This window comes from Burkholderia sp. KBS0801 (assembly GCF_005937855.2).
Taxonomy (GTDB): Bacteria; Pseudomonadota; Gammaproteobacteria; order Burkholderiales; family Burkholderiaceae; genus Burkholderia; species Burkholderia ambifaria.
This window is the reverse complement of record NZ_CP042178.1, coordinates 1,864,155-1,888,041: the sequence shown is the minus strand read 5'-3', so window position 1 is coordinate 1,888,041 and position 23,887 is coordinate 1,864,155. Positions and strand designations below refer to the sequence as shown.

Annotated in this window: 26 protein-coding genes and 1 pseudogene; 13 read left to right on the top strand and 14 right to left on the bottom strand. The window is 64.9% G+C overall.

From position 1 onward, the window contains the following. Positions 1-26: 26 nt before the first annotated feature. Positions 27-845, bottom strand: coding sequence for a PRC-barrel domain-containing protein (locus FFI87_RS25335; RefSeq protein ID WP_138848609.1), 819 nt, complete (start codon positions 843-845; stop codon positions 27-29). Positions 846-1,366: 521 nt separating this feature from the next. Between FFI87_RS25335 and FFI87_RS25330 the strand changes: the two genes are divergently transcribed. Continuing rightward, positions 1,367-1,603 carry a hypothetical protein gene (locus FFI87_RS25330; protein ID WP_041490159.1) on the top strand — a complete coding sequence of 79 codons (237 nt, stop codon included), beginning with the start codon at positions 1,367-1,369 and terminating at the stop codon, positions 1,601-1,603. 729 nt (positions 1,604-2,332) lie between these two features. Beyond that, a complete protein-coding gene (locus FFI87_RS25325) occupies positions 2,333-4,594 on the top strand; it encodes an EAL domain-containing protein (protein ID WP_261378580.1) in 2,262 nt (753 codons plus the stop codon). Between the two features lie 227 nt (positions 4,595-4,821). Here the strand turns inward: FFI87_RS25325 and FFI87_RS25320 are convergent, their stop codons facing one another. Then, entirely contained in the window at positions 4,822-5,373 is a 552-nt protein-coding gene (locus FFI87_RS25320) for a DUF1003 domain-containing protein (protein WP_012365732.1), read from the bottom strand. A 175-nt stretch (positions 5,374-5,548) separates the two neighbouring features. Continuing rightward, positions 5,549-5,944, bottom strand: a complete 396-nt coding sequence (locus tag FFI87_RS25315; RefSeq protein WP_138848611.1) for a hypothetical protein — start codon at positions 5,942-5,944, stop codon at positions 5,549-5,551. Here FFI87_RS25315 and FFI87_RS25310 point away from each other — a divergent pair. Further along, positions 5,943-6,425 carry a hypothetical protein gene (locus tag FFI87_RS25310; RefSeq protein WP_138848612.1) on the top strand — a complete coding sequence of 161 codons (483 nt, stop codon included), beginning with the start codon at positions 5,943-5,945 and terminating at the stop codon, positions 6,423-6,425. The genes FFI87_RS25315 and FFI87_RS25310 overlap by 2 nt on opposite strands. Before the next feature lie 223 nt (positions 6,426-6,648). Here the strand turns inward: FFI87_RS25310 and FFI87_RS25305 are convergent, their stop codons facing one another. Genes FFI87_RS25305 through FFI87_RS25295 form a run of 3 tightly spaced genes read right to left on the bottom strand, consistent with a single transcriptional unit; the run spans position 6,649 to position 9,096 of the window. Beyond that, a complete protein-coding gene (locus FFI87_RS25305) occupies positions 6,649-7,497 on the bottom strand; it encodes an SDR family oxidoreductase (protein ID WP_012365735.1) in 849 nt (282 codons plus the stop codon). 43 nt (positions 7,498-7,540) lie between these two features. Then, the gene (locus FFI87_RS25300) at positions 7,541-8,302 is read right to left on the bottom strand and encodes an SDR family NAD(P)-dependent oxidoreductase (protein WP_012365736.1); all 762 of its coding nucleotides are present in this window, start codon (positions 8,300-8,302) and stop codon (positions 7,541-7,543) included. A 53-nt stretch (positions 8,303-8,355) separates the two neighbouring features. Next, positions 8,356-9,096 (bottom strand): SDR family oxidoreductase, encoded by a 741-nt coding sequence (locus FFI87_RS25295; RefSeq protein WP_138848613.1) that lies wholly within the window; start codon positions 9,094-9,096, stop codon positions 8,356-8,358. A gap of 279 nt (positions 9,097-9,375) precedes the next feature. Between FFI87_RS25295 and FFI87_RS25290 the strand changes: the two genes are divergently transcribed. Then, positions 9,376-10,269: an AraC family transcriptional regulator gene (locus FFI87_RS25290; RefSeq protein WP_012365738.1), complete on the top strand. Its 894-nt coding sequence runs from the start codon at positions 9,376-9,378 to the stop codon at positions 10,267-10,269. Between the two features lie 6 nt (positions 10,270-10,275). Here FFI87_RS25290 and FFI87_RS34975 read toward each other — a convergent pair whose 3' ends face one another. Next, positions 10,276-10,413 carry a zinc-binding dehydrogenase gene (locus FFI87_RS34975; RefSeq protein ID WP_324287485.1) on the bottom strand — a complete coding sequence of 46 codons (138 nt, stop codon included), beginning with the start codon at positions 10,411-10,413 and terminating at the stop codon, positions 10,276-10,278. A 2-nt stretch (positions 10,414-10,415) separates the two neighbouring features. Between FFI87_RS34975 and FFI87_RS34970 the strand changes: the two genes are divergently transcribed. Continuing rightward, positions 10,416-10,763 carry an SDR family NAD(P)-dependent oxidoreductase gene (locus FFI87_RS34970; protein ID WP_261378579.1) on the top strand — a complete coding sequence of 116 codons (348 nt, stop codon included), beginning with the start codon at positions 10,416-10,418 and terminating at the stop codon, positions 10,761-10,763. Continuing rightward, a pseudogene (locus tag FFI87_RS34965) lies at positions 10,763-10,921 on the top strand (SDR family NAD(P)-dependent oxidoreductase); the annotation flags it as partial. The gene FFI87_RS34970 and the pseudogene FFI87_RS34965, both read left to right, overlap by 1 nt. 769 nt (positions 10,922-11,690) lie before the next feature. On the opposite strand, the gene FFI87_RS25265 reads toward FFI87_RS34965, so the two are convergent. Beyond that, entirely contained in the window at positions 11,691-12,848 is a 1,158-nt protein-coding gene (locus tag FFI87_RS25265) for a DUF4382 domain-containing protein (RefSeq protein ID WP_012365740.1), read from the bottom strand. A gap of 360 nt (positions 12,849-13,208) precedes the next feature. Between FFI87_RS25265 and FFI87_RS25260 the strand changes: the two genes are divergently transcribed. Then, the gene (locus FFI87_RS25260; RefSeq protein ID WP_006753552.1) at positions 13,209-13,421 is read left to right on the top strand and encodes a hypothetical protein; all 213 of its coding nucleotides are present in this window, start codon (positions 13,209-13,211) and stop codon (positions 13,419-13,421) included. Positions 13,422-13,472: 51 nt separating this feature from the next. On the opposite strand, the gene FFI87_RS25255 is transcribed toward FFI87_RS25260, so the two are convergent. The 4 genes from FFI87_RS25255 to FFI87_RS25240 all read right to left on the bottom strand — a co-directional run bounded on the left by FFI87_RS25255 (position 13,473) and on the right by FFI87_RS25240 (position 16,934). Further along, positions 13,473-13,775, bottom strand: a complete 303-nt coding sequence (locus FFI87_RS25255) for a hypothetical protein (protein ID WP_012365741.1) — start codon at positions 13,773-13,775, stop codon at positions 13,473-13,475. 86 nt (positions 13,776-13,861) lie between these two features. Next, positions 13,862-14,284, bottom strand: a complete 423-nt coding sequence (locus FFI87_RS25250; protein WP_012365742.1) for an NUDIX hydrolase — start codon at positions 14,282-14,284, stop codon at positions 13,862-13,864. Positions 14,285-14,381: 97 nt separating this feature from the next. Beyond that, the gene (locus tag FFI87_RS25245; RefSeq protein ID WP_012365743.1) at positions 14,382-15,770 is read right to left on the bottom strand and encodes a nucleobase:cation symporter-2 family protein; all 1,389 of its coding nucleotides are present in this window, start codon (positions 15,768-15,770) and stop codon (positions 14,382-14,384) included. 195 nt (positions 15,771-15,965) lie between these two features. Beyond that, on the bottom strand, positions 15,966-16,934 hold the full coding sequence (locus FFI87_RS25240; protein WP_138850178.1) for a LysR family transcriptional regulator: 969 nt from the start codon (positions 16,932-16,934) through the stop codon (positions 15,966-15,968). A 133-nt stretch (positions 16,935-17,067) separates the two neighbouring features. On the opposite strand from FFI87_RS25240, the gene FFI87_RS25235 reads away from it, so the two are divergent. From FFI87_RS25235 to FFI87_RS25220, 4 genes are all read left to right on the top strand, one after another. Next, the gene (locus FFI87_RS25235) at positions 17,068-17,784 is read left to right on the top strand and encodes an SDR family oxidoreductase (RefSeq protein WP_138848615.1); all 717 of its coding nucleotides are present in this window, start codon (positions 17,068-17,070) and stop codon (positions 17,782-17,784) included. A 189-nt stretch (positions 17,785-17,973) separates the two neighbouring features. Further along, a complete protein-coding gene (locus FFI87_RS25230) occupies positions 17,974-18,309 on the top strand; it encodes a putative quinol monooxygenase (protein ID WP_006753558.1) in 336 nt (111 codons plus the stop codon). Further along, positions 18,306-19,463, top strand: a complete 1,158-nt coding sequence (locus tag FFI87_RS25225) for an iron-containing alcohol dehydrogenase (RefSeq protein ID WP_138848616.1) — start codon at positions 18,306-18,308, stop codon at positions 19,461-19,463. The genes FFI87_RS25230 and FFI87_RS25225 overlap by 4 nt, the downstream gene beginning before the upstream one ends. Before the next feature lie 172 nt (positions 19,464-19,635). Next, positions 19,636-20,220 carry a putative glycolipid-binding domain-containing protein gene (locus FFI87_RS25220; protein WP_138848617.1) on the top strand — a complete coding sequence of 195 codons (585 nt, stop codon included), beginning with the start codon at positions 19,636-19,638 and terminating at the stop codon, positions 20,218-20,220. A gap of 20 nt (positions 20,221-20,240) precedes the next feature. Here the strand turns inward: FFI87_RS25220 and FFI87_RS25215 are convergent, their stop codons facing one another. Both FFI87_RS25215 and FFI87_RS25210 read right to left on the bottom strand, forming a co-directional pair. Beyond that, positions 20,241-21,233: a sulfonate ABC transporter substrate-binding protein gene (locus FFI87_RS25215; RefSeq protein WP_138848618.1), complete on the bottom strand. Its 993-nt coding sequence runs from the start codon at positions 21,231-21,233 to the stop codon at positions 20,241-20,243. A 220-nt stretch (positions 21,234-21,453) separates the two neighbouring features. Further along, complete coding sequence (locus tag FFI87_RS25210) at positions 21,454-21,861, bottom strand: DUF427 domain-containing protein (protein ID WP_012365749.1); 408 nt, start codon at positions 21,859-21,861, stop codon at positions 21,454-21,456. A 230-nt stretch (positions 21,862-22,091) separates the two neighbouring features. Between FFI87_RS25210 and FFI87_RS34595 the strand changes: the two genes are divergently transcribed. Next, positions 22,092-22,229: a hypothetical protein gene (locus FFI87_RS34595; protein WP_175736676.1), complete on the top strand. Its 138-nt coding sequence runs from the start codon at positions 22,092-22,094 to the stop codon at positions 22,227-22,229. Next, positions 22,226-23,887: an ABC transporter substrate-binding protein gene (locus tag FFI87_RS25205; RefSeq protein WP_138848619.1), complete on the top strand. Its 1,662-nt coding sequence runs from the start codon at positions 22,226-22,228 to the stop codon at positions 23,885-23,887. Before FFI87_RS34595 ends, FFI87_RS25205 begins: the two co-directional genes overlap by 4 nt.

Sequence of the window (23,887 nt, the reverse complement as noted above, 5' to 3'; positions counted from 1 at the left end):
GGGCCGCAGCGGTCATGCTGGTGGCATCAAAGCGTCCCGCGGGCCGAGGATGATTCGGCATTCAGCCAGTAGCCATGCTTGCCGTAAAACTGATACAACGCAATCTCGTCGCTTCGGTAGACGGGCTGTGAATCGTCGTATTCGGGACTGTGGCGAATCGAGTCGCGGTTGAGCGCGGTTGATACCGTTTCCGTGGCCCAGTTCACCCGGTCGAGCCAGTGCGTCGCGATCAGAATTTCCTTGTTGGTCAACCACCAGTTTCGCGTACTGATTGCGAGATAGCGGATCACCCAGGCTTCATCGTCGTAGACGAAGTCAGACACGTGGCCGATGCGTCCGGCCGTGGCTTCGAGCCGATAGCCCTTGACTCTGCTGGTGCCGTGCAGATGCGTATCCGTCGGCGCATCGGCCGGCACATCGCGGGGCATTGTGAGGGAGGGGAGCGGATTTCCGGCCTCGAGTTCTCGCGACAGGGTGGCAGAACCGGACGTAGGGTATGCGTCCATGCCCCACCGGTTCGGGCCATCCCAGTAGCGCGGATAATGGTAGTAGCTCAGGTATTCGATCTCGTGTTGGCGGGATACGGGTTGGTGTGTGTCCAGAGCCGGGCTGTCTCCCACTTGCTGGCGCGTGAGGTCGACATGCAGCGTGCTGGACCGGGAGTCGGTGTGCTTGATGCAGTAGGGCGAGATGAGCACCTGCCTCTCGTGCAGCCAGTCCTCCGTCTTGACGACGAGGTAACGGATGCACCAGTCGTTGTCGAAGTAGGCTTGATTGACGTGTCCGATGTCTCCGTCCTTTGCACGCACCGCACTTCCGTGTAATGCCTTGGTGCTTCGTAACATGATGTTCTCTTCAGATCGATGCGCGGCATGCCGATGATCCGGCTGAATCGCGAGCCGTGCGGTGGCGTCCAGTCACTCGCCCGCGGATGACGGGCGATGCGTGCCGATCCCTTTCATTCACGCGGTTCGCTGTCGCGACGTCGTAACGGATATCCGGCATGCTTTACACGGTACCGGCAATGCGCAATCAACGCGGTACGAAAGCGTACAGAGTGCGTGCCCATCGATGCAGATCAGGGTGTCGAATCGACCCGAACGGAAAGGCCGATGCGTTTCAAGCGTTGGCGAGTTACGCGGATGTGACGTGAAGCCGAGGATGCAGGCATTCGACAATGCGAATTGGCTGCCGACGGCGAACTCGCAGTGCGGATTGTCGCTTCATCGTCGATTACAACGGGACGCCGTGCTTGGCGGATAGTACGTCGGACAAATATTCGTTCCTCCAGGTGCTCGACACGCACGCCGGCGATCTCAAGCGTATTTCATTCATGCTAGGCTCCTTCCAAGTAGCGGAGGTTGTCATGCAGCGCACGATCCAGTACCGCGGATTTGAAATTGATATCCAACTGATCCCATCCGCTCCAGATATGTTCGATGTCATGTTCCAGATAAAGGGGCGCGACAATCTCGGCATACTTGGCGCGCATGGGCATCGGATACCGCTTCGAAACGGCCCATTTACCCGACGCTGGGCGTACCTTGTTGCCGAGATCGCTGGGCAGGCAGCGATTGACGTTCTGCTCGGCCCCGCTGATTGATTTCATGTGCGCCCCAGCGGAAAGTGGTGGCCATCGTTTGGTCGGCTGCTGCGATGTGCCCGGCGTCTATCAGGTGCGCGGCTACCCGTCCCCCAACCCGACCATACCGCGTCCGACCGTCCATTCGCCGTCAAGCGCGAATGAGATTCCCGGTCACGAAAGTTTGTCAGATCGATGCGCGCGACTATACTTCGATCGTCTGACGAAATTGGGCCAATCTTTGGGGCTGATTTCGACCCAACACATGCGGGGCCCGACGTACAGCGGTGCCGCGGTGAGTCGACGTTGACGTATTGAATCAACATCGCTGCCAGCGTGGATCGGCCGGAATCGTCCAACTGTCCTAAGCAATCGTGTATCTGCGGCCCGACCCGTCACCGTGAGGCTTCGAGCGACCCCACGCCGCCGATCGGCTCGATGCGAATGCGATCGCGCTGGGCGGGATCGATGCGTCCCTATACGTGCTCAGGCGCTTTTTGTGGGGCGCAACTTGAGATCGATTCGATTCAGCGGCGACCGTTAGCGGGATTGCGGGGAGAACCTGTCATGCGTTTTCAATCCAGGCTTCACCACGGACAGGGGGAGGCACGGTCTGGGCCTCACGCCGGGGCTTACATGGAACCGCACTGGCTGCCCAGGCGCGTGCGCTCCGGCAGACACGGTGCGATGACGCCTGCAAAGGCGAAACCGTTGCCGTCGACCCACCACTGGCACCGTCAAGGGTCCTGCGTGAGCGTACAGAGCGATTCGGTCAATCGTCGCATCCTCGTGATCAACGACAACGTTGCGGCGCACCAGAATTTCCGCAAGATCCTCGCTCGGCCACTGGACGGCGAAACTGCGCTGGCCGCAACCCAGGCGCCGTTGTTCGGCGAGGTTCCAGCCGGTCGCGCGGCGTTTCAGATCGATTCCGCCTATCAGGGCCGGGACGCGCTGGAGCGGGTCGTGCGTGCGCTGGAGGAGGACAAACCCTATGCGATGGCCTTTGTCGACACGCACATGCTGCACGGTTGGGACTGCCTTCAGACCATCGAGCGACTCTGGCAAGTGGATCCGAAGCTGCAGTTTGCCCTATGCAGCCCGCATTCCGATCCCCCTTGGGGCACCCTGGCCAGGCGCCTGGGCGCAGACGACCGGCTGCTCATTCTCAAGAAGCCATTGAACAACATCGAGGTCCGTCAGACGGCCAGCGTGCTGACCACGAAGTGGCAGATGACGAAAGAGGCGGCCTTCAAGACGGGCGACCTGGGAGAGCTCGTCGAGGAAAGAATCAATGCGCTTGCCGAAGCCAACATCATCGTCCAGAACAGTCCGGTCATCCTTTACCGTCTGCGCGGCGTGCCGTCGTTTCCGCTCATCTACATATCGCATGACATCGCCAGGTTCGGCCACGACCGCGCTACCTTGCTCGCTTCGCCAGTCTGGGCCAACGAGCTTGTCGCGCAGGACGACCAGGCCAGAGTCGATGCGGCGCTGGCGCGAATACTGGACAAGGACACCGAAGGCGTCTCGATCGAGTTCCGCTTGCGCACTGGCGACGGCGCTTACCGTTGTGTCGAGAATCGCTATGTTCCGGTCCGCGACAAGGATGGACGGCTAATCGAAGTCGAAGGGATCATCATCGACATTGCCGAGCGCAAGGCGGCGGAGGAAAAGATCGCGCGGCTCGCTCATACCGACGCGCTCACGGGATTGGCGAATCGTGCCGGCTTCCTCGCGCGGGTGCGCCACGCTTTCGCCGCGGCCCGACATGGCACCATGCCGTTTGCGATCTTGTTTGTCGCTCTCGACCGCTTCAGGCCGGTCAACGACAGGCTGGGTTATCCGGTCGGCGACCTGTTGCTTCGGGAGGTGGCGGAGCGTCTCGGGAATTGCGTTCAGGAAAGCGACCTGGTTGCACGGTTGGGCGGCGATGCGTTTGCCGTGGTGCAGGGCGAGATGATCGAGCCGGCGGACGCCGGGGCACTGGCTGCGAAGCTCCAGGCGGCGCTGGCGGCTCCCTATCTGCTTGATGGCAACGATGTGCGGATTTCGGTGAGCATCGGCATCCGGGCGTACGTCCAGGGCGACAGTGGAGCAGACGCCATGCTGATGCAGACCGATTTGGCGCTCCACCGCGCGAAGCATCACGGCGGCAACCGGTACCGCTTTCATTCCGACGAACTGGACCACGAAGTACGCGAACGTGTCGCACTCGCCGACGACTTGAAAGGAGCGATGGATCGCGGCGAGCTGGAACTCCAGTACCAACCCGAGGTCGAGTTGTCCTCCGGAAACATTCTCGGAATGGAAGGGCTGGTTCGCTGGCATCACCCGACGCGAGGCCTCATTGCTCCCGGTGTGTTCATTCCGATCGCCGAGAGGGAAGGCTCCATGGCAGCGCTTGGTCGCTGGGTGCTGGATCAGGCGTGCCGGCAAATGAGAACGTGGCGCGACGAGGGGGTGGCCCCGCTGATGATCGCGATCAATCTGTCTCTGTTCGAGCTCCGGAGTACTCAAACGTTCGTGCGCGATGTCGCTGAAGCGGCCGCGAAGTGGCGCCTTGCCCCCTCCGATCTGGAATTCGACGTGACCGAGGCGACACTGGCCAGGCTGTCGTGGGCACAAAGCGACATCCTCCCGCAGTTGCATGCGCTCGGCGCGAAGCTTGCCATCGATGATTTCGGTAGCAATTACGCGTCATTTGAGTATGTCCAGGCTTATCGCGTGAACCATCTCAAGATCGCGCGATCCCTTATCCACCGGTCAACCAGCGATCCAGAGAGTGCGGCGACGATACACGCCATCGTCACCTTTGCGCACAGTATCGGGATCGGAGTCATTGCCCAAGGCGTGGAGACCGAGCAACAGCGCGCGCTGCTGGCTGCGACGAATCGGGCGACAAGCGCGCAAGGCTTCCGTTTCAGCGAAGCGGTGGGGGCCGCTCGCGCCAGCGAACTCCTGCGCCAAGGCCACATCGCGCCATGCGCGGCGCCTTGTCCGGAAGGGTAGGCATTCGATGGTCGCGGCCGCACGTTCCGCACGGGTACCCGTTGACACGAATCGAAAGCCGATACGCATAGCGCATCGATGGTGCCGGAGCCGACTGGCTGGTTCGGCCGGTTCCGGTCGTCAAGCGACACCCGCGGCAATCCGCGAAGAATTGCTTGCATCGACGTTCCGATTGCCGGAAAAGAAGAAGGGGCGTCGCGAAGCCGCCGATCCCGATGCGCGATCGCTCACGTCCTGCCAGGTTCGAGCAGGTTCTTCAGCGCAGCCAGCTGTTCCTTCTGCATGTTCAGCAATTCAGTCCATTGCTCCTCGCGCAACCCGTCCAATTTTTCATGGAGCAACATGATCTCGAGTTCGGCCTTCAGATTGATTTCATAATCGTGTTCGGCCGACACCCGATCCTTGTATGACTGCCGGTTCTGGGCCATCAGGATGATGGGCGCCTGGATTGCTGCCAGCATCGACAGAAACAGGTTGAGCAGGATATACGGGTAAGGGTCGAAGGCCTTGCTGTACGTTGCCAGAATCAGCGAATTCAGGCTGACCCAGACGACCATGACCACAATAAAGCACGTGATGAATATCCACGACCCACCGAAGGCCGCAACGGCATCCGCTGCGCGCTGGCCGCGCGTTGCCGTTGCATCGAGCGTTTGCGTGGAGTCTCTCGCTATGTGCTTTCGTTCCGCGATGAGGCGTGCAACATTTTTCGTGCGCTCGTCCAACGATTCATAGGGTATGCCGAAGAATTTTTCGGCAAGCTCGGCAGGTTTGTGCATGTCGCCCTCCGCGCGGTCGCACAATCCGGACGGAATGGAACCGCAATAACGTCATGGAAAAATGTTGCCGGCGCAGCAATCGGAAAGCAAGGAAACCGAACGAGACCGAACGGCGTTCTGTCCCGGTTCCGTTGCCATTCGGCTCAGCGGACAACGTCCCGTGCGATTCCGCACGCTACCGGAATCGGAGCGGTATGAACAGGCTGACGCCCGGCGCCGTCTGAGGGGCATAAACGACTGGGGGCGGCGCGTACACATAGTCCTGGGAGTCGTAGTAGTCGCCGCGACGGTAGACATTGTCCGGATGTTGATAGGCATGCCGATCGCGGTGATCCCATCGGTGTCCATGGTGCGGCCGGTACCCGTTGTCCATGCGGTGCTGCTGTAGCTGGCTTTGATCATGCTGATAGCCGTCATACGGGCCATGCTGCTGACCGTCGTAGTCGCCGTAGTCCGCGCCGAGCGCCGACGCCATGGACATGCCGCCAATCGCCAGGGCCAGGCCAACCGCCGTCATGCTTCTGGTCATCATCGAGCCGACCGACGCGACGCGTACGTCTGGAGTTTTCATGATGTTCTCCTGTCTGAGATCCGGAGCGCCGAACGTGGGCACCGGTCCGCTTCCCGCTGCGGGTGTCTCAGGAGGCTCGATGCGCGCCGCCGGTCTCACGGGGCGCGAATCCTTGAAAGCGAACATGACGGCTAATGCCTGCGATATCACTCATTCTGCCGGGCTTGGCCTTGCAGCGGTGGCCAGGCGCGCGCAGGCCCGAATGATTGATTTCGTCATCGATTTGTCCAGTGCGGGCCGTGACGGGACCGTGCGTATCGAACGCGCTGAAACAGACGCGTCGAGCGCACTGTGTACGTTGATCTCGGCCCGCATCGAAGTCGGTACGGTGCCGTACCCGGCTTCGGAGCCCACCGTTTTCATGATTTTCCGCGATGCGCAGCGACAGGGACTGACTGCCGACACGCTCTCCAGCCCCGGAGCGCCGAATCGCATCAGTCAGGTCGGCCGGTCGCCGATTTACCGTTCCCGAGCCGTTTGAAGGAACGGCGGCCTTCCGCGGGCACGGGCGTGACCGCCTTTTCGGCAATGCGGGTGCCCGCGCCTGTTCGGTCATGGGTACGGCAGCAGTACCGACTGCCGGGGCGGGCCGCGTATAGCGGGGGGAAGACGTGACGGGAACGCGCATCGCGTCGGATGTGTTTCTCCGGCCGCATGTGATAAGCGACAGCGCCTCCTTCAGTATCGGAGGCTTCCTCCCGGACTCAGTCCGCGAAGTCGGTGGCTTCGGAAGAGCCCCTCCACGCGTCGAGATCCTGTGCGACAGCGTTAGCCTTGACTGCTGCGAGTTCGTTGGCGATCTTGCCGGCGAACAGATGCAGGGGCGGCGTCTCGACACTGGCTGCCTGGATGATCAGCAGTGCCAGCTTGTCTGGGTCCCCCGCCTGATGGCCGTGCAGCGTGTCCAGGTGCAGGTCGAGCGACGCCTTTGCCTCCGCATAGTCGTCGATCTGCCGCTTTGCCACTGCCAGCGCGCCGCTCGACAGGAATTCGGTGCGCACTGGGCCCGGATACACCACCGTGGCGCGAATGCCGAGTTCAGCAACTTCGGCGGCCAGCGACTCCGTCAAACCCGCCAGCGCGAACTTGCTCGAAACGTAGCTGCCCCAGCCGGCATATCCGCCCTGGTAGCCAACAATCGACGAGATGTTGATGATGTGTCCGCTGCGCTGCCTGCGCAGATGCGGCAGCGCATGGCGCAGTACAGCCACTGGGGCAAAGAAGTTCACTTCGAAATTCTGACGAAGCTCGCCTTCGGACAGTGCCTCGACCGTTCCTTGCTGTGCGTATCCGGCGTTATTCACGACCACATCGATGGCGCCAAATGTCTGCACGGACTTCTCGATTGCCTGTCGGATGCTCTGTTCGCTGGTAAGGTCCACTTCGAGCGGAAGGAAGTCGTCGGATGCCTGACCGAACGCTTCCGTCAGCGAAGCTGCGGTGCGCGACGTCGCGGCCACGCGGTGGCCTTGCTCGAGCAGATGATGGACGAGCTTCTGACCGACGCCTTTCGATGCGCCAGTGATAAACCAGGTACGGGATGCTGATTTCATGATGAAAGTCCTTGAGTAGCGGAGGATTGGGTGTGCAATGTCTTTACGGGAGTGCGACGCTCATGCCGCCATCGGCCATCACCACGGCGCCAACCATGAAGCTGGCCTTTTCCGATGCCAGGAAGGCAATCACCTCTGCAATTTCTTTCGGCTGGGCCGCGCGGCGGATCGGCGCCTTTTTGCCGTGCTCGGCCAGGAATGCTTGACCGTCAGCGTGGATGTGATTGGTGATGTTGGTGATGACGTCGCCCGAGCCGACCGCATTGACGCGAATGCCATGCTCGATGGCTTCCAGCGACAAGGCGCGCGTCAACTGCGCCAGCGCCCCCTTCGAGGCCGCATAGGCTGCGATCGTCGGGAAAGCCTGATAGCACGCGTACGAACCCACGTTGACGATGGCGCCGGTCTTTGCCGGCACCATCACGCGCATGGCTTCCCGTGAGAACAGAAACGCACCTGTGGCGTTGACTGACTGGATGCTGTTCCAGTCTTCAAGCGACATTTCAACGACGGGCTTGTTGATGATGATCGCGGCATTGTTGACGAGGATGTCGAGCTTGCCGAATTTATCCACCGCAGCTGCGACGGCCTGCACGGCGCTTTCTTCCCGCGCAACGTCGGCGATGAGGGGCACGATGCCGGGGCGGGCGAGCGCCTCGACATTGGCGCTGCGCCCAACCGCGATTACGTTTGCACCTTCGGCATGGAGCAGTTCCGTAGTCGCCAGGCCAATGCCGCTGGCCGCGCCGGTAACGATAGCGACTTTGCCTGCGAAGGCTCCGGTTTCTCGATTGCGTGATGTCATGATGGTTTCCTTGATGGTTTGCCAGATCGGGGTGAGTGACAGGTGCCCGACTTTCAGAACGGGCTGGCGGTAGGCCGCACGACTATTTCGCTGACGTCGACATCCGCCGGCTGCTCTACGGCGTAGGCGATGGCGCGGGCGATGGCGTCGGGTGTGATGGCAATGCGGCGGAACTCCTGCATGGCCGACCGCGCGGTGTCGTCGGAAATCGAATCGGCCAGTTCGGACTCCACGACGCCTGGGCAGATCACGGTTACGCGGACCTTGTCGGTCTCCTGGCGCAGCCCGTCGGAAATGGCGCGCACGGCGAACTTGGTGGCGCAGTAGACGGCTGCGGTCGGCGTTACGGACAGCCCACCGATCGAGGAGATATTGATGATCTGGCCTTGGCCTTGCTGCTCCATGGCCGGCAGGACCGCCGCAATGCCGTGCAGTACGCCCCGGATGTTTACGTCGATCATCCGGTTCCACTCGGTGATCTTCAGTGCGTTCAACGGTGACAGGGGCATCACGCCGGCATTGTTGACAAGCACGTCAATGCGGCCAAACGTACCGAGCGCAAAGCGGGCGAAGGCCGCGACGTCCTCGGATGAGGTGACATCGAGTTCGCGGTAGCGGACGATGCCGCCGGCCGACTGCAGCGACTCCGTCAGTTCGACGAGCCGGTCGGTGCGGCGCGCGCCAATCACGAGCCGATGGCCTTGCGCGGCGAGCAAACGGGCGGCGCCCTCGCCAATGCCGCTGCTTGCGCCGGTGATCAGAATGACTTTGGGCTCGGTGGATGGGATTGCCATCTTTCACACTCCTGTTGTTGGTTCGAAATTGGCCGCGCCTGTCACTGATAGCTCGGAGGACGACGTTGCCGGAGTTCGGCCTGTAGAAGCGCTATGTGTTCATCGGCCGGTGAATGAATGGTAGGGAAGACGGCATCGCAGGCGAATACATGGAGCGATGCCATCTTTGCCTAATCCTATTGACTCGGTTGGCGCATACAGCGGGGGTGAATAAAATGCTGTCTGTCGAAACTTCGGGAGAGTGTGGTGCCGAACACTCGCAAAACGGTTTCCATCCGGATGGTCCGGCTACTGGAGAAACTTGCGCCCAACGAGGGTTACACCCAGTCGGCGCTCGACAGCGTGCGGCTGATGCGATCGGATCGCCCGCTCGGGCGCACGCCCGTGTTGTACGAGCCGAGCATCGTGATCGTTTGCCAGGGGCGCAAGCTTGGATTCCTGGGAAACGAGGTCTACGTTTACGATGCGCAGCACTATCTCGTGCTGTCCGTCCCGCTACCGTTCTCGACGGAAACGCAGGCCTCGCCAGACGAGCCGATGCTTGCCGTATCAATCCGGCTGGACCTGCTCGAACTGAGCGAACTGATCGCGCAGATCGGTGCGGCCAGGCAGCATCCCAAAGCGGCGCCAGCGGGTATCGTCTCCACACCGCTGGACGGCAACCTCGCGGGCGCGACAATACGGTTGCTGGAAGCGTTGACAGAGCCGCTCGATGCACAGGTACTCGGGCCGGCGATCGTGCGCGAAATCTGCTATCGCGTACTCACTGGCGAGCAGGGAGCGGCAATGCGTGCCGCGCTGGCACATCACGGCCGCTTCGGACGCGTGGCGCGGGCACTCAAGCGGATCCACACCGAATATGCGGAGCCGCTCAATGTCGCGCGTCTTGCCGAGGAAGCGGGCATGAGCGTTCCTGCGTTTCATGCCAACTTCCGTACCGTGACCCAGACATCGCCGATCCAGTACATCAAGTCCACCCGCCTTCATCAGGCGCGCCTCATGATGATCCGTGATGGTGTGACTGCGGCGGCGGCAGCCGGACGAGTTGGGTACGAAAGCGCGTCCCAGTTCAGCCGGGAGTTCAAGCGCCTGTTTGGGCGGACACCGGTCGAGGAAGTGCGCGACATGCGCGAATCATTCACGCTCTCGCCGGCGGTCCGCTTCGGGACGTAGGCTTTGCTAAGCGGCTACATCGAGTGTCACCTTCCCGCGCACGTGGCCGCTCATGCTCCGTGCAAGGGCATGGCTTGCCTTCGGCAAGGAAAAGACCGAATCAATGTGGGTGCGCAATTCACCTGAGGCATAAAGCGCGGCCAACGTTGCAAGCAGCGATCCATCGGCACGGGTGGCGAAGTTTTTCGCCCGTATGGTTCATCTCCGGCGCATCGTCCGGCATCGGCCGTGCGCTCGCCGAAGCCGTGCTCGAACGTGGCTGGCGCGCGGTGGTGACCGCACGCCAGCCCGACGGCCTGTCGGATCTCGCCCGCCGGTACAACGAGCGCGCGTTGCCGCTGCCGCTCGACGTCACCGACCCGGCTTCGATCGCAAGTGCCGTCGAGCAGGCGCGATCTCGTTTCGGCGCGATCGACGTGCTCGTGAACAGCGCCGGCTACGGGTATCTCGCCGCGCGCAGTTCGAGGCCAACGTGTTCGGCCTCAACGCACTGATGCAGCGGATTCTTCCCCGCATGCGGCAGCGGCGCCGCGGCCACGTCTTCAACATGTCGTCGCTCGGCGGGCCCGTCGCGTGCGCCGCGACCGGCTACTACCGCGCGACGAAATTCGCGGTCGAGGCCCTGTCCGAATCGCAGTCTCATGAAGTCGCGCCGCTAGGCATTCGCGTGACGATCGTCGAGCCGGGTGCGTTTCGCACCGACTGGGCGGGGCGTTCGATGGTTGAATCCGCGATTCGTACGGCCAGGCGGGCGCCTGAGCGATTTCATGAGCCGCCCGGGAGCGGCCCCTGCGTCGAGTGCCGAATGCGACCGATTAGAGCGTGGAGAGCACCGTATCCAGTTCCGTCAGCAGACGGTCGGCGTCGTTGGACCCGAATACCAGCGGCGGCCGGATCTTCAACACGCTCGCGTGTGCGTGCAGAGCATCGAGAGCTGACGGGCAATGGCGTCGACGATGCGCGGATTGGCATGCCCGACGCAGACGACATTGTTGTAAGCATCGAGATAGTCGTTGCCTCGATCGTCGTACAGATAGACCTTCTCGCCACGCACGATCTTCACCGGCTCGGCGTAGAACAGTCGATGTTTAACCAACCTTATCGCGGTCAAAAGTTCCACATGTTATTGAACCGATATCGGCGCGATATCGTCAACACCACGAAAAAGGCCCGCTTTCCGCGGGCCTCATACAATCAGCAATTGCCTTTCTTCGCCTGTCCGGGCGGGCAGAACCCGTTGCCCGGGCCGCCCTGCGGTGCGACGACGACCGGCGGACCCGGAACGTATGCGACGCATCCACCGAGTGCGCCAACCACGCTCGCCGCGACGAGCAGTGCGATCACCCCTTTCTTCACTTCGTTCTCCCGTTATTGAGGAAAGGGCCGCGAGGCCCTTTCGTTGAATGCTGCCGACGTGTGCGTCAGAAGCTGAAGTTGACGTTCGACTGGCTCGTCGTGGCGTTCACGTTCGTCGATTGCGTTGCGCCCGATGCCGCGTCCGCCTCGATCGTATATTGTGCAGCGGCAGCCGGCGATGCAGCCAGCGCGACCGGCAGCGAGCCCGAGTACGTACCGACGATCGGTGCGGCCGTGGGCACGTTCAGCGCATAGGCGCCCGTGTCCATGTTCGCGTTGATCGACGTGATCTCGTACGCGCGGGCATCGACCGTCTGCAATGCCCGAACCAACGCGTCGGCGCTTGCCGTCACCGTGCCGCTGACCGAGCTCATCGTCGAGGCCGGCAGCGTGATCGGCGCGTTCGACGCCGACACGGCCGTGGTCGTGTTCACCACGACCGGCACCGTGCGCACGATGCCCGACGCGAAGTTGTTCTGCACGATCACGACGTCGTAGTTACCTTGCGTCGAACTCTGGATCAACGGCGACAGCACGAACTTCCCGGTGCTGTCGGCAACGGTGCCCCTGACCACCTTGCCACCCTGTTCCGCGTACACGGTCGCGCCGGCTTCGGCCGGTGCGACATAGCCGGAGATCGCGCCGCTCACGACAGTCGGGATCGCGGTGACGACCGGCTTCAGCGCATACGTGCCGTTGCCGCGCTGAACGATCGACTTGCACGCGTTGAAGTCGAGCACGAGGTCGACGAGCGTGTTCGCTTGCACCGTGAATGGCTGGATGATCTTGTAGCCGCTTTGCGTCGCGCTCGGCGTTGCAAGCGCCTGCTCGGTGCCGCCCGTCGGAACGACCGAATTCGCGAGGCTGTTGCCCTGGTTCGGCGCGAGAACGAGGCGGATTTGCTGATACTGGCCGGCCGGCAGTGCGGTCTGGCCGATATCGGCGAGCACGCCGTTGGTCAGCGACAGCAGGTCGATCTTGCGCGGTGTCGCCAGCGTGATCGTCGACCAGCCGGCATCGTTATCGGAAGCATTCGTATTCGCATTGACGCGAACCTGCGAGACGGTCACGTAGACATGGTCGAATCCGCATGACGGCGCATCGGTCATCGCGACATGCAGCGTGCCGGTTTGCGCGCCGCCATCGTCGCCGCCGCCGCAACCTGCCAGCGCAAACGGCACCATGGCCGCGCACAGTGCGGCCTTCCAGAAATGGTTGTTCATGATTTTGCCCCCTCCAATCTGATTGTGGATGCAACGAAGCATAGCGGCGCGGCATGCCCAAAGTGTGGACAGCTTTGAAACGAACCGTAAATTGTGCGTCGGAGCGTAAGGACTGCTGCCAACCGGTTGCGAATGGCGATGCAACGGGCGGAAAGCTGTTCGAGAGCCGCCGAATTTTTCGCCATTCATCTGACGAAAAGGAGCGAACCGCGACGTCGCCCGATTGCGTCCGCGAAAAACTTGATGGGGAAAAGCACCGAACCCGTTTGAATTTTTTCCTCGCTATAGTCTAGGCACGGACGGTAGGCGCACGTGCGATGTGCCGACACCGTTCAGGCAATAACCGTAGACGGGTGCTGTATGAAAAACACAATCGAAAAGACCACCGGACCGGTGTGGGGTGTGGCGGCAGGGGTATTCCTGGCTGCCGCAGGACTGAGTCTCGGCATCTTCCCGAAATCGCTGAACAGCGCGGGAACCGCAAACGACTTCATTGCATCCGGCGTCGCGATGCTGGGTATCTTCCTCGTCGTCTATTCGACGCACGAACTGCGACGAAAACGCCTGCACTGAGCGCCGGCACGCCGGCCGATCCGCCCAGCACGTTCGAGGCCGACCACCGGCTCAGGAACGCGCGCGCCCGTCGGCGGGGCCGCAATCGACCAACAGATCGTCGACGATGATTTCGCCGGCGGCCCGGCCTGCACGCAACGCATTGAGCGTGTTGTCGAACAGGCGGCCGCCATCGTCCGCGAGGCGGACCGGTGCGAGCAGACGCGGCGCGCTGCCGGCCGTGCGCACCTGCACGACCGCGACGAACCCGAACCGGAGCGTGTCGGGCGGCGGCGCGTGGTCGCGCGGTTCGTCGAGCCGGAATTCGCAGCGGACGTCGATGGTGTATCCGCGGTAGGTGTACGCACTGTTCATCTGCAGCTCGCTCGGAAGGGAACGCGACGACGGACCGTGGGCGCATCATATCGGCTCGTGCGAGCCGCTGGGGGTGGGGTGTCTACCTACTTGAGGAGTTCGTGCCGGTAGACGAGCTCGACGATGCGCTTCGTCGGAATGCTCGCGCGCACGCCGTCGACGCTGTCGATGCGAAACCACTTGCACTTCTGGATCTCGTTGCTCGCTTGCGGCGTCTGGTCCGGGCCGACTTCGGCGAAGAACACGTGATGCACCTTCGCGAGCCCGGTGAACTGCATCGAGTAGACGAGATCCTGGCCGGTGATGCCGGTCTCTTCCTGCAGTTCCCGATGCGCGGCTTCGAGCGGCGTTTCTCCGCGCTTGATCGTGCCGCCCGGTAGCGCCCAGCGCGACGTCGCGCGTGCCACGAGCAGGACCTGTTCATCGCGGTAGCAGACGATCGTCGCCCGTTCCTTGATCGGGACGGCATTGCCTTCCGGCGGCTTCGTGGAGAGGAGAGTTTGAGGCATGGACCGATTCTAGCGAGTGTCGGGCACCCGGCCAAGCCGGGGCGTCGAGCGCGACGCGGCCCGCCCGCCGGGTCGCGTCGTCATGCAGCCGCCAGTGTTACTTCTGTTCCGGCAGGAACCAGTTCATCACGAGCGCACAGATGCCGCCGGTGGCGACGCCCGATTCCAGCACGTTCTTCAATGCATGCGGCAGGCTGTTCAGAATGTCCGGCACTTGCGACACGCCGAGGCCGAGCGCGAGCGACACCGCGATGATCAGCAGCGCGCGGCGATCGAGGTGGATGCCGGACAGGATGTTGATGCCCGACGCGGCCACCGCGCCGAACATCACCATCGCCGCACCGCCGAGCACGGGCTCCGGCACGGCCTGCAGCGCGCCCGCGACGACCGGGAACAGGCCGAGCACCACGAGCATGCCGGCGATCCAGATGCCGACGTGGCGGCTCGCGACGCCGGTGATCTGGATCACGCCGTTGTTCTGCGCGAACACGGAGCTCGGGAACGTGTTGAACACGCCGGCCAGCAGCGAGTTCGCACCGTTCACGAGCACGCCGCCCTTGATCCGCCGCATCCACACCGGCCCTTCGACCGGCTCCTTCGAGATCTTGCTGGTGGCGGTGACGTCGCCGATCGCTTCGAGCGACGTGACGAGGTAGATGATCAGCATCGGCACGAACAGCGACCACGAGAAGCCGATGCCGAAGTGCAGCGGCGTCGGGACCTGGAACAGCGCGGCCTGATGCACGCCGGTGAAGTCGAGGCGGCCGAGCACGGCGGCCGCGGCATAGCCGATCACGAGGGCGATCACGAGCGCGGTGCTGCGCACCCACACGATCGGCACGCGGTTCAGCAGGATGATCGTGCCGAGCACGACGCACGACAGCGTCAGGTTCTGCGCGCTCGCGAACGTGCCGTTGGCCATCGCGCCGTAGCCGCCGCCCATGCTGATGAGACCGACCTTGATCAGCGTGAGGCCGATCAGCAGCACGACGATACCGGTGACGAGCGGCGTGATCAGGCGTTTCACGAACGGCAGGATGCGCGACACGGCCATCTCGACGAACGAACCGGCGATCACGACGCCGAAGATCGCGGCCATCACGGTCTCGACGGGCGTGCCCTGCTTGACCATCACGCTGCCGCCGGCGATCAGCGGGCCGACGAAGTTGAAGCTGGTGCCCTGCACGATCAGCAGGCCGGCGCCGAGCGGGCCGAAGCGCTTGCACTGCACGAAGGTGGCGATGCCGGAAATCACGAGCGACATCGACACGATGAGCGTGGTATCCCGGCTCGATACGCCGAGCGCCTGGCAGATCAGCAGGCCGGGCGTGACGATCGGCACGATGATCGCCAGCAGGTGCTGCAACGCGGCGACGAAGGCGACCATCGGCGCGGGCCGGTCATTGGGGCCATAGACGAGGTCGTGCGACGGATCGGCGTCGGCGGCGCCGTGGGCGGCGGATCGGGCGGGGGAAGCGGGTTGCATGGCGAGCGGGCCGGACAAGGTGGAAAGTGCGGCATTTTAGCCGATGGGCCCTGCGGCGCGGCTCGCGCGCGATGCAGGGGTCGGGAGGCGGAAAAGCGGCGCCGGATGCGTTTCGCCGAGCACGCGGCGGCGAGCTTGCGGATCGTCGGCTGGCTGCTGCCTGCGTCGACAGCGTTTCGCGCGGATCGCGGCGCTTCAGCCGGCGCCGCGCGGTGTCGTGCCGCGCGCCGGTGCGCGGGCCGCCGGATACGCGCGCCTGCACACGTCGATGACGGCATCGCGCAGACGGCGATGGACGGGGTCGCCGTGCATGCGCGGATGCCATAGCGCCGAGATCAGGATCTCGGGCAGCCGCACCGGTATCGCGAAACCGCGCAGGCCGAGTGCATCCACGAGCCCCGGTGTGAATGCGTTGCCGAGGCTCGAGCGCGGCACGAGCGCAATCAGGTCGGTGCCGGCCGCGACGCGCATCGCATCGGGATAGCCGGGCACCACGACCTGCACGGTATGGACGGGTGCGGGCGTGTCGGCCGCATCGTTGGTCGGGCCGCCGAAGTCGCCGAGTTGCGCTGCGATCACATGACGGCAGGCCGCGTAGCGCGCGGGCGTGATTCTGGCCGCCGCGAACAGCGGATGCCCGGCGCGCGCCACCGCGACGTGCCCGTCGTGAAAGAGCTCGCGCGTGTGCAGTTCGGGCGCGTCGTCGCCGCGCTTGCCGATTTCCAGGTCGACCGTGCCGTCGCGCAGCGGCCCCGGATCGCGGTCGGGCTTGGGGACGAAACGCACGCGCACGCCGGGGGCGATGTCGCCGATCGCGGCGACCACCGGGCCGGCGAGCATGTCCATGAACGATGCGGCCGCGCGGATGGTGAACGTGGACGACAGCGTCGTCATGTCGATATCGGCCGTGGCCGGCCGAAGCACGGCACGCGCATCGACCGCGACGGCATGCACGCGATCGCGCAGTGCCGCCGCGTGCGGCGTCGGCACGAGCTTGCGTCCGGCGCGCACGAGCAGTGGATCGCCGGTCGCGGTGCGCAGCCGCGTGAGCGTGCGGCTCATCGCGGACGTGCTCAGTCCGAGCCGGCGCGCGGCCCCGGTCACGCTCCCTTCGGTCAGCAGCACGTCGAGCGCGGTGACGAGGTTCAGGTCGATGTCTTCCATCCGGACAGCATACGACATCGCGCGAAATGACATGGCGTTTGATGCAACTATCGATTGAATTTGGTGCGTCTGGTGCATCCGATGAGGCGCGCCTATAGTGGCCGGATCACGGACTTCGGCAAAGGTGAAACCCATGCAATCGACTGTATCGAACGCCAGCACACCGTCGATCCTGCTCGTCGCGGCCTCGCGCGGCCTCGGGCTCGCGATGGCGGAGCAATTCCTGAACAAGGGCTGGCATGTCACCGGCACTGTCCGCGCCGGATCGGGGCGCACGAAGCTGCATGAGCTCGCCGAGCGCTTCGGCGAACGACTCGAGATCGACACGCTCGACATCTGCGAGCCGGACCAACTGGCTGCGTTGCGCGCGCGCCTGTCGGGCCGGCGCTTCGACATGCTGTTCGTGAATGCCGGCACGACCAACGATCCGAACGAAACGATCGGCGAAGTCGCGACCGACGAATTCGTGCGCGTGATGATCACGAACGCGCTCGCGCCGATGCGCGTGATCGAGGCGTTGCAGGATCTCGTGACCGAGGACGGCCTGATCGGCGCGATGTCGTCGGGGCAGGGCAGTGTCGCGAACAACGTGAGCGGCATGCGCGAGGTCTACCGCGGCAGCAAGGCGGCGCTGAACCAGTTCATGCGCAGCTTCGCGGCGCGCCAGGCCGGGACGCCGCGCGCGATGGTGCTGATGGCGCCGGGCTGGGTCCGCACGGAACTCGGCGGCCCCGATGCGCGACTGACGATCGACGAAAGCGTGCCGAGCCTCGTGAACGTGCTGATCGGCAAGCAGCGGCGCGCGGGACTCGAATACCTCGATTACCAGGGGCGCACGGTTCCGTGGTAGTGGCCGGGCCAGCGGGCGCGTGACGACGCGCTGCGCATGCCGCGCCGATTCAATACAATGCGACGTCGAGGTGCTGGCGCCATGTCGGGCAGCCGGGCGCCCCGTTCGATGAGCGGTATCGACCGGCGACCGCGCATCGTGGAATGACGTCCTGCCCTGACGGGGCCGCTGGCGAATACGGAGCGCAGCATGAACGAACCCTACCTGCAGGTCATCGCCCATTTCTTCGCGAAACCCGGCAACGGCGACCGCGTGATCGAACTGCTCGCGGAACTCGCGCCGCTCACGCGTGCCGAGCCGAAAAACCTCGACTACGCGTACTTCCGCTCGCCGGTCGAGCCTGATCACATCGTGATCCTCGAGCGTTACCGCGAAGCCGACGGCCTCGACGTGCATCGGGAAACGCCGCATTTCCAGCGGATCGGTGTCGGCGCGATCATTCCGTTGCTCGATCGCCGCGACGTGACGTGCTACATGGTGCAGCCGGACACCGGCACGGCGACGCCACCGGGAGGCACCCGATGAACCCGTTTCAATTCCGTACCGTTCCGACGCAGATCGTGGAATTCGGCGCCGCGCGCCGGCTCGGCGCGGTGTTGCGCGAACGCTTTCCGGCGCTCGCGCGGCTGTGCGTCGTCACCGACGCGTTCCTGCATCGCAGCGGCGTGCTCGCGCCCGCGCTGGCGAGCCTCGCCGCGCACGGCTGGCAGGTGACGGTGATCGACGACGTGATCGCCGATCCGCCCGAGCATGTAGTGCTCGAAGCGACCGCGCGGGCGGTGGCGGCCGACGCGGAGATCGTGCTCGGCCTCGGCGGCGGTTCGTCGATGGACGTCGCGAAGCTGATCGCCGCGCTCGCGCCGGGGCGGCAGGCGCTGGCCGACATGTACGGCGTCGACAAGGTGGCAACGTCGCGGCTGCCGCTCGTGCAGATGCCGACCACGGCCGGCACCGGCTCCGAAGTGACGGCCGTGTCGATCGTCACGGTCGGCGAGGCGCGCAAGATGGGCGTCGTGTCGCCGCACCTGTTCGCGGACGTCGCGATCCTCGACGCAGAGCTGACGCTCGGGCTGCCGCGCGCGGCAACGGCGGCGACGGGCATCGACGCGATGGTGCATGCGATCGAGGCCTATACGTCGTCGCGGCTGAAGAATCCGGTGTCCGACATGCTGGCCGTGCAGGCCTTGACGCTGCTGTCGCGCAACCTGCTGAAGGCGTGCGACGACGGCCTCGATCGCCACGCGCGCGAGGCGATGCTGGTCGGCGCGATGTTCGCCGGCCAGGCATTCGCGAACGCGCCGGTCGCGGCCGTGCATGCGCTGGCCTATCCGGTCGGCGGCATTTTCCATGTGCCGCACGGGTTGTCGAACGCGCTCGTGCTGCCGCATGTGCTGCGCTTCAACGCACCGGCCGCCGCGCCGCTGTATGCGGAGCTCGCGGCGATCGTCGCGCCGTCGGCGACGGGCAGCGACGAAGCGAGGACGCAGGCGCTGATCGACGAGGTCGATCGGCTGATCGTCGCGACGGGCATCCCGCGCACGCTCCGCGAGGTCGGCATCGGCGAAGGCGACCTGCCGCGCATGGCGTCGGATGCGATGCTGCAGACGCGCCTGCTCGTGAACAATCCGCGCGAGGTGACGGAAGCCGACGCGCTGGCGATCTATCGGCACGCGTGGTGATGCGGCGCGCGTGACTGCGCAATGGCCGGCGGCGTCACGCCACCGGCCGCTGCCATTTCTGATCGCGATTCTTGCAGGTCGACTCGAGTTTGCCGTCGGGCTTGCGAGGTGGCACATGCGCGCGTCGGCGGCATGAATGGAAATCGCCTTCGCTCGATCGACAGGAGACGACATGACGCAACGGGACGAAGCGGCGCGCACACGATGCGTTGCGTGGCAGATCGCGCAGACCTGGCAGGCGGGCGAATGGTGCCGGCTCGTCGAGACGCGTGACGGCGTCGATCTGTCGGGGGCGGTCGCGGGCGCGATCGACGGCACGCCGTTTCGCGTCGACTATGCGATCGCGTGCGGCGCCGACTGGCTGACGCGTTCCGCGCGCGTCACGCACTGGCTCGGCGCGGCGCCGCCAGCGCAGCTCGAGATCGAATGCGACGCGGGGCGCTGGACGGTCGACGGCGCCGACGCGCCGGCACTCGCGGGCGCGACCGACATCGATCTCGGCTTCAGTCCCTCGACCAATACGCTGCCGATCCGGCGTCTGAGGCTGGCGGTCGGCGCATCGGCCGTCATCCATACCGCGTGGCTGCGCTTCCCGGCGTTCGAGCTCGTGCGCGGCGAGCAGCGCTATGCGCGCACGGCGCAACGCGTGTACCGCTACGAGAGCGGCACGTATGCGGCCGACATCGCGGTGGACGATGCGGGCCTCGTCACCGATTACGACGAATGGCGGCGGATCGGTGCGACGCGTTCGCCGTAACGCGTCGCAGCGACGGGGCGTCAGCGCGCGTTCGCGACCGTCACCCTGGCCGGAATCAGCTTCAGCGTGCTGAACGCGTCGGCGATCTTCTGCTGATACGCGAGCGTCGCATCGGTGATGGGCTGCACGCCGTAGCCGGCCCGCTTGAGCGCGATTTCGAGCGTCGGCGCGTCGAGGCCGACGAGCGGCGACAGTTGCGCGGCGACTTCCGGAACATTGTCGCGTCCCCAGCGGTCGACCGCGTCGACTTCGTCGAGCAGCGTGCGCAGCACCTGCGGTTGCGCGGCCGCATACTTGCGCGCGGCGAGGTAGTACTGCGTGTTGCGCACGAGCCCGTCGCCGTTCGCGACCACGCGCGCGCCGAGCTGCCGTTCGGCGGCCGCCAGATACGGATCCCAGATCACCCACGCGTCGACGCTGCGCTGCACGAACGCGGCGCGCGCATCGGCGGGCGTCAGGTAGACCGGCTGGATGTCGGCATATGTGAGGCCCGCGTGTTCGAGCGCCTTCACGAGCAGGTAGTGGACGTTCGAACCCTTGTTGAACGCGACCTTCTTGCCGCGCAGCTGCGCGACGGTGCGAATCGGTGAATCGGGCAGCACGACGATGGCCTCGCCGTGCGGCGCCGGCGGTTCGTTGCCGATATAGACGAAATCCACACCCGCGGCCTGCGCGAAGATCGGCGGCGTCTCGCCGACCGTGCCGACGTCGATCGCGCCGGCATTCAGCCCCTCGAGCAATTGCGGGCCGGCCGGGAATTCGAGCCACTGCACCGCCACGCCCTGGCTCGCGAGCCGTTTCTCGAGCGTGCCGCGCGCCTTGAGCACGACGAAGTTGCCGTATTTCTGGAAGCCGATGCGCAGCCGCTTGTCGCTGCCCTGCGCCAGTGCGGGCAGGCCTGCGAGCGGGCCGAGCGCGAGCCCGGCCAGGCCGGCGGCCGCGCCGTGCAGCCAGTGGCGGCGGCGCGGGTTGGCCGGGGTCGTTTCAAGGTCGGCGTGCGGTGTGTCGTTCATCGAAGCGTCCTGCTGGCGGGTTCACGGGGCGCGCGCGGGCGGGCGGCGCAATCGGCACGGGAACACGGGACGCAGCCTTATGCGGGCGATGCGCACGGCCGGCCCGCGCCGGATTCGAGACGATACGGCCGCGCGGGCCGGCCGCCAACCAACGAATCCGCATATGCAAATCAGCGGCCGGACGATACGTGAACGACGGGGTGGCAGCACACCGCCGTGCTCAATCGGTGCCGAGCGGGCTTTCCTCGATCGCGTCGACGCGGTCCGGATAGAACGCGAGGTGCGCGCGAATCGATTCGACGGCGGGATTCGGATGCTCGTACGTCCACACCGCGTTGGTCGCGCGTTCGCCGCCGGCGGGGATCGAGTAGTACGCGCAATCGCCCTTGTACGGGCAGTACGTCGCATGGTCGGTTCGTTGCAGCAGCGACATGTCGGCATCCTCGCGCGGAATGTAGAGCACGGCCGGATAGCTGGCCTCGCGCAGCGCCAGCGCGCGGCGCGTGTCGGCGACGGTCTTGCCGGCCACCTTGACCACGACGCGCGACGGATGCGGCTCGATCGTGATCGGATGATCGGGGCCCGGCGACTTCACGGGACGAGAGGGCGTATCGGGGCTGATCGACATCGTGGGTCCTCCAGGAAGGGGCGGCGCGCCGCAGCGCGCCGTGCCGGAACGTGCGCGCCGGGCGGATCCCCGCGCGCCGGTGCCGGCGTCGGCCAACCGATACGATGCGCCAATTCCGGAGAACCTGCAGAGGGCCGGAAGGCGGCGCGCGGCCGTGCACGAACTGCGGTGACGCAGGGCGTGGCGCGGGTCGTCGCTGCGAGGTTGGCTGAAATGTCCGCGGCGCTCGCATGGACGATCCGATGCAGCGGCAGCGGGATGCATCCGCCGCGATAAGCAACGCGGAATTAATTGGTAAGCGATCGGCGGGCGGCGCGCGAAGATCGGCGGTCGTCATTCGCATGAACGTCCTGTCCGAGCCACCATGAAGATTCCATTCGTCTCATCCGCCGCGCGTCGTTCGCGGCATCCATCCGTTGCAGTCGTGTCGTTGCGCGCCATGGCCGCATCGCTGCTGCTTGCCGGCGGCCTCCCGCACGCGTTCGCCGCGCCGGCCGGCAAGACGCTCGTGTACTGCAGCGAAGGCAGCCCGGCCGGCTTCGATCCGGGCCAGCACACGACCAGCACCGATTTCGATGCGAGCACGTACACGATCTACAACGGGCTCGTGCAGTTCAAGCGCGGCACGCTCGATCTCGTCCCGTCGCTCGCGACGAGCTGGGACGTGTCGTCCGACCAGCGCGTCTACACGTTCCACCTGCGGCGCGGCGTGAAGTTCCAGACGACCGCGTGGTTCAAGCCGACGCGTCCGTTCCAGGCGGACGACGTCGTGTTCACGTTTGGCCGGATGCTCGACCCCGACAGCCCGTTTCGCAAGGCCTATCCGGTCAGCTTCCCGTACTTCAGCGATCTCGGTTTCGACCGCAACATCGAGCGCATCGAAAAGGTCGACGACGACACGGTGCGCTTCGTGCTGAAGTCGCCCGACGTCGTGTTCGTGCGCAATCTCGCGATGGCGTTCGCATCGATCCTGTCGGCCGAATATGCGTCGCAACTGGCGGCACGTCACCGCGAGGCCGACATCAACCAGCTTCCGGTCGGCACCGGGCCGTTCCAGCTGCGTGCGTACCAGAAGGACGCGGTCATCCGCTACGACGCGAACCCCGACTACTGGAAACCGGACGACGTGAAGCTCGCGCATCTCGTGTTCGCGATCACGCCCGATCCGGCCGCGCGCCTACAGAAGCTCACGGCCGGCGAGTGCCAGGTGTCGGTGTTCCCGCGGCCGGCCGATCTCGAGACGGTGCGGCGCGATCCGAAGCTGACGCTGTTTTCGGGGACCGGGTTCAACGTCGGCTTCGTCGCGTACAACACGCAGCATCCGCCGCTCGATCGCGTCGACGTGCGGCGCGCGCTCGACATCGCGATCGACAAGACGGCGATCGTCAAGACGGTGTTCAACGGCGACGCGACGATCGCGACGAACCCGATGCCGCCGGCGCAATGGTCGTACAACCCGCGGCTGAAGGACGCGCCGCGCGATCCGGCGGCCGCGAAGGCGCTCCTCGCGCAAGCGGGATTCCCGAACGGCTTCGAGCTGACGCTGTGGGCGATGCCGGTGCAGCGCCCGTACAACCCGAACGCGCAGCTGATGGCGCAACTGATCCAGCAGGACTGGGCGAAGATCGGCGTGCGCGCGAAGATCGTCAGCTACGAATGGGGCGAATACAACCGCCGCGCGAAACGCGACGGGCAGCACGACGCGATCCTGTACGGCTGGTCGGGCGACAACGGCGACCCCGACAACTGGCTCGGCACGCTGCTCGGTTGCGATGCGGTGCACGGCAGCAATCTCGCGAAGTGGTGCAACGCGGATTTCGAGCGGCTCGTCAGCGCGGCGCGCACGAACGCGGACGTTGCGAAACGCACGTCGCTTTACGAACAGGCGCAGGTGGTGTTCAAGGATCAGGTGCCGTTCACGCCGATCGCGACGTCGATCGTGTCGCTGCCGATTTCGAAGCGCGTGCACGGGGTGACGTTCTCGCCGCTCGGCGGGCACCGGTTCGATGGGGTGTGGCTGGATTGA

Coding starts and splice junctions, on each gene's coding strand:
- FFI87_RS25335 (WP_138848609.1), bottom strand. CDS start 845: ATGTTACGAAGCACCAAGGCATTACACGGAAGTGCGGTGCGTGCAAAG.
- FFI87_RS25330 (WP_041490159.1), top strand. CDS start 1,367: ATGCAGCGCACGATCCAGTACCGCGGATTTGAAATTGATATCCAACTG.
- FFI87_RS25320 (WP_012365732.1), bottom strand. CDS start 5,373: ATGCACAAACCTGCCGAGCTTGCCGAAAAATTCTTCGGCATACCCTAT.
- FFI87_RS25310 (WP_138848612.1), top strand. CDS start 5,943: ATGATGTTCTCCTGTCTGAGATCCGGAGCGCCGAACGTGGGCACCGGT.
- FFI87_RS25315 (WP_138848611.1), bottom strand. CDS start 5,944: ATGAAAACTCCAGACGTACGCGTCGCGTCGGTCGGCTCGATGATGACC.
- FFI87_RS25305 (WP_012365735.1), bottom strand. CDS start 7,497: ATGAAATCAGCATCCCGTACCTGGTTTATCACTGGCGCATCGAAAGGC.
- FFI87_RS25300 (WP_012365736.1), bottom strand. CDS start 8,302: ATGACATCACGCAATCGAGAAACCGGAGCCTTCGCAGGCAAAGTCGCT.
- FFI87_RS25295 (WP_138848613.1), bottom strand. CDS start 9,096: ATGGCAATCCCATCCACCGAGCCCAAAGTCATTCTGATCACCGGCGCA.
- FFI87_RS25290 (WP_012365738.1), top strand. CDS start 9,376: ATGGTCCGGCTACTGGAGAAACTTGCGCCCAACGAGGGTTACACCCAG.
- FFI87_RS25265 (WP_012365740.1), bottom strand. CDS start 12,848: ATGAACAACCATTTCTGGAAGGCCGCACTGTGCGCGGCCATGGTGCCG.
- FFI87_RS25260 (WP_006753552.1), top strand. CDS start 13,209: ATGAAAAACACAATCGAAAAGACCACCGGACCGGTGTGGGGTGTGGCG.
- FFI87_RS25255 (WP_012365741.1), bottom strand. CDS start 13,775: ATGAACAGTGCGTACACCTACCGCGGATACACCATCGACGTCCGCTGC.
- FFI87_RS25250 (WP_012365742.1), bottom strand. CDS start 14,284: ATGCCTCAAACTCTCCTCTCCACGAAGCCGCCGGAAGGCAATGCCGTC.
- FFI87_RS25245 (WP_012365743.1), bottom strand. CDS start 15,770: ATGCAACCCGCTTCCCCCGCCCGATCCGCCGCCCACGGCGCCGCCGAC.
- FFI87_RS25240 (WP_138850178.1), bottom strand. CDS start 16,934: ATGGAAGACATCGACCTGAACCTCGTCACCGCGCTCGACGTGCTGCTG.
- FFI87_RS25235 (WP_138848615.1), top strand. CDS start 17,068: ATGCAATCGACTGTATCGAACGCCAGCACACCGTCGATCCTGCTCGTC.
- FFI87_RS25230 (WP_006753558.1), top strand. CDS start 17,974: ATGAACGAACCCTACCTGCAGGTCATCGCCCATTTCTTCGCGAAACCC.
- FFI87_RS25225 (WP_138848616.1), top strand. CDS start 18,306: ATGAACCCGTTTCAATTCCGTACCGTTCCGACGCAGATCGTGGAATTC.
- FFI87_RS25220 (WP_138848617.1), top strand. CDS start 19,636: ATGACGCAACGGGACGAAGCGGCGCGCACACGATGCGTTGCGTGGCAG.
- FFI87_RS25215 (WP_138848618.1), bottom strand. CDS start 21,233: ATGAACGACACACCGCACGCCGACCTTGAAACGACCCCGGCCAACCCG.
- FFI87_RS25210 (WP_012365749.1), bottom strand. CDS start 21,861: ATGTCGATCAGCCCCGATACGCCCTCTCGTCCCGTGAAGTCGCCGGGC.
- FFI87_RS34595 (WP_175736676.1), top strand. CDS start 22,092: ATGGACGATCCGATGCAGCGGCAGCGGGATGCATCCGCCGCGATAAGC.
- FFI87_RS25205 (WP_138848619.1), top strand. CDS start 22,226: ATGAAGATTCCATTCGTCTCATCCGCCGCGCGTCGTTCGCGGCATCCA.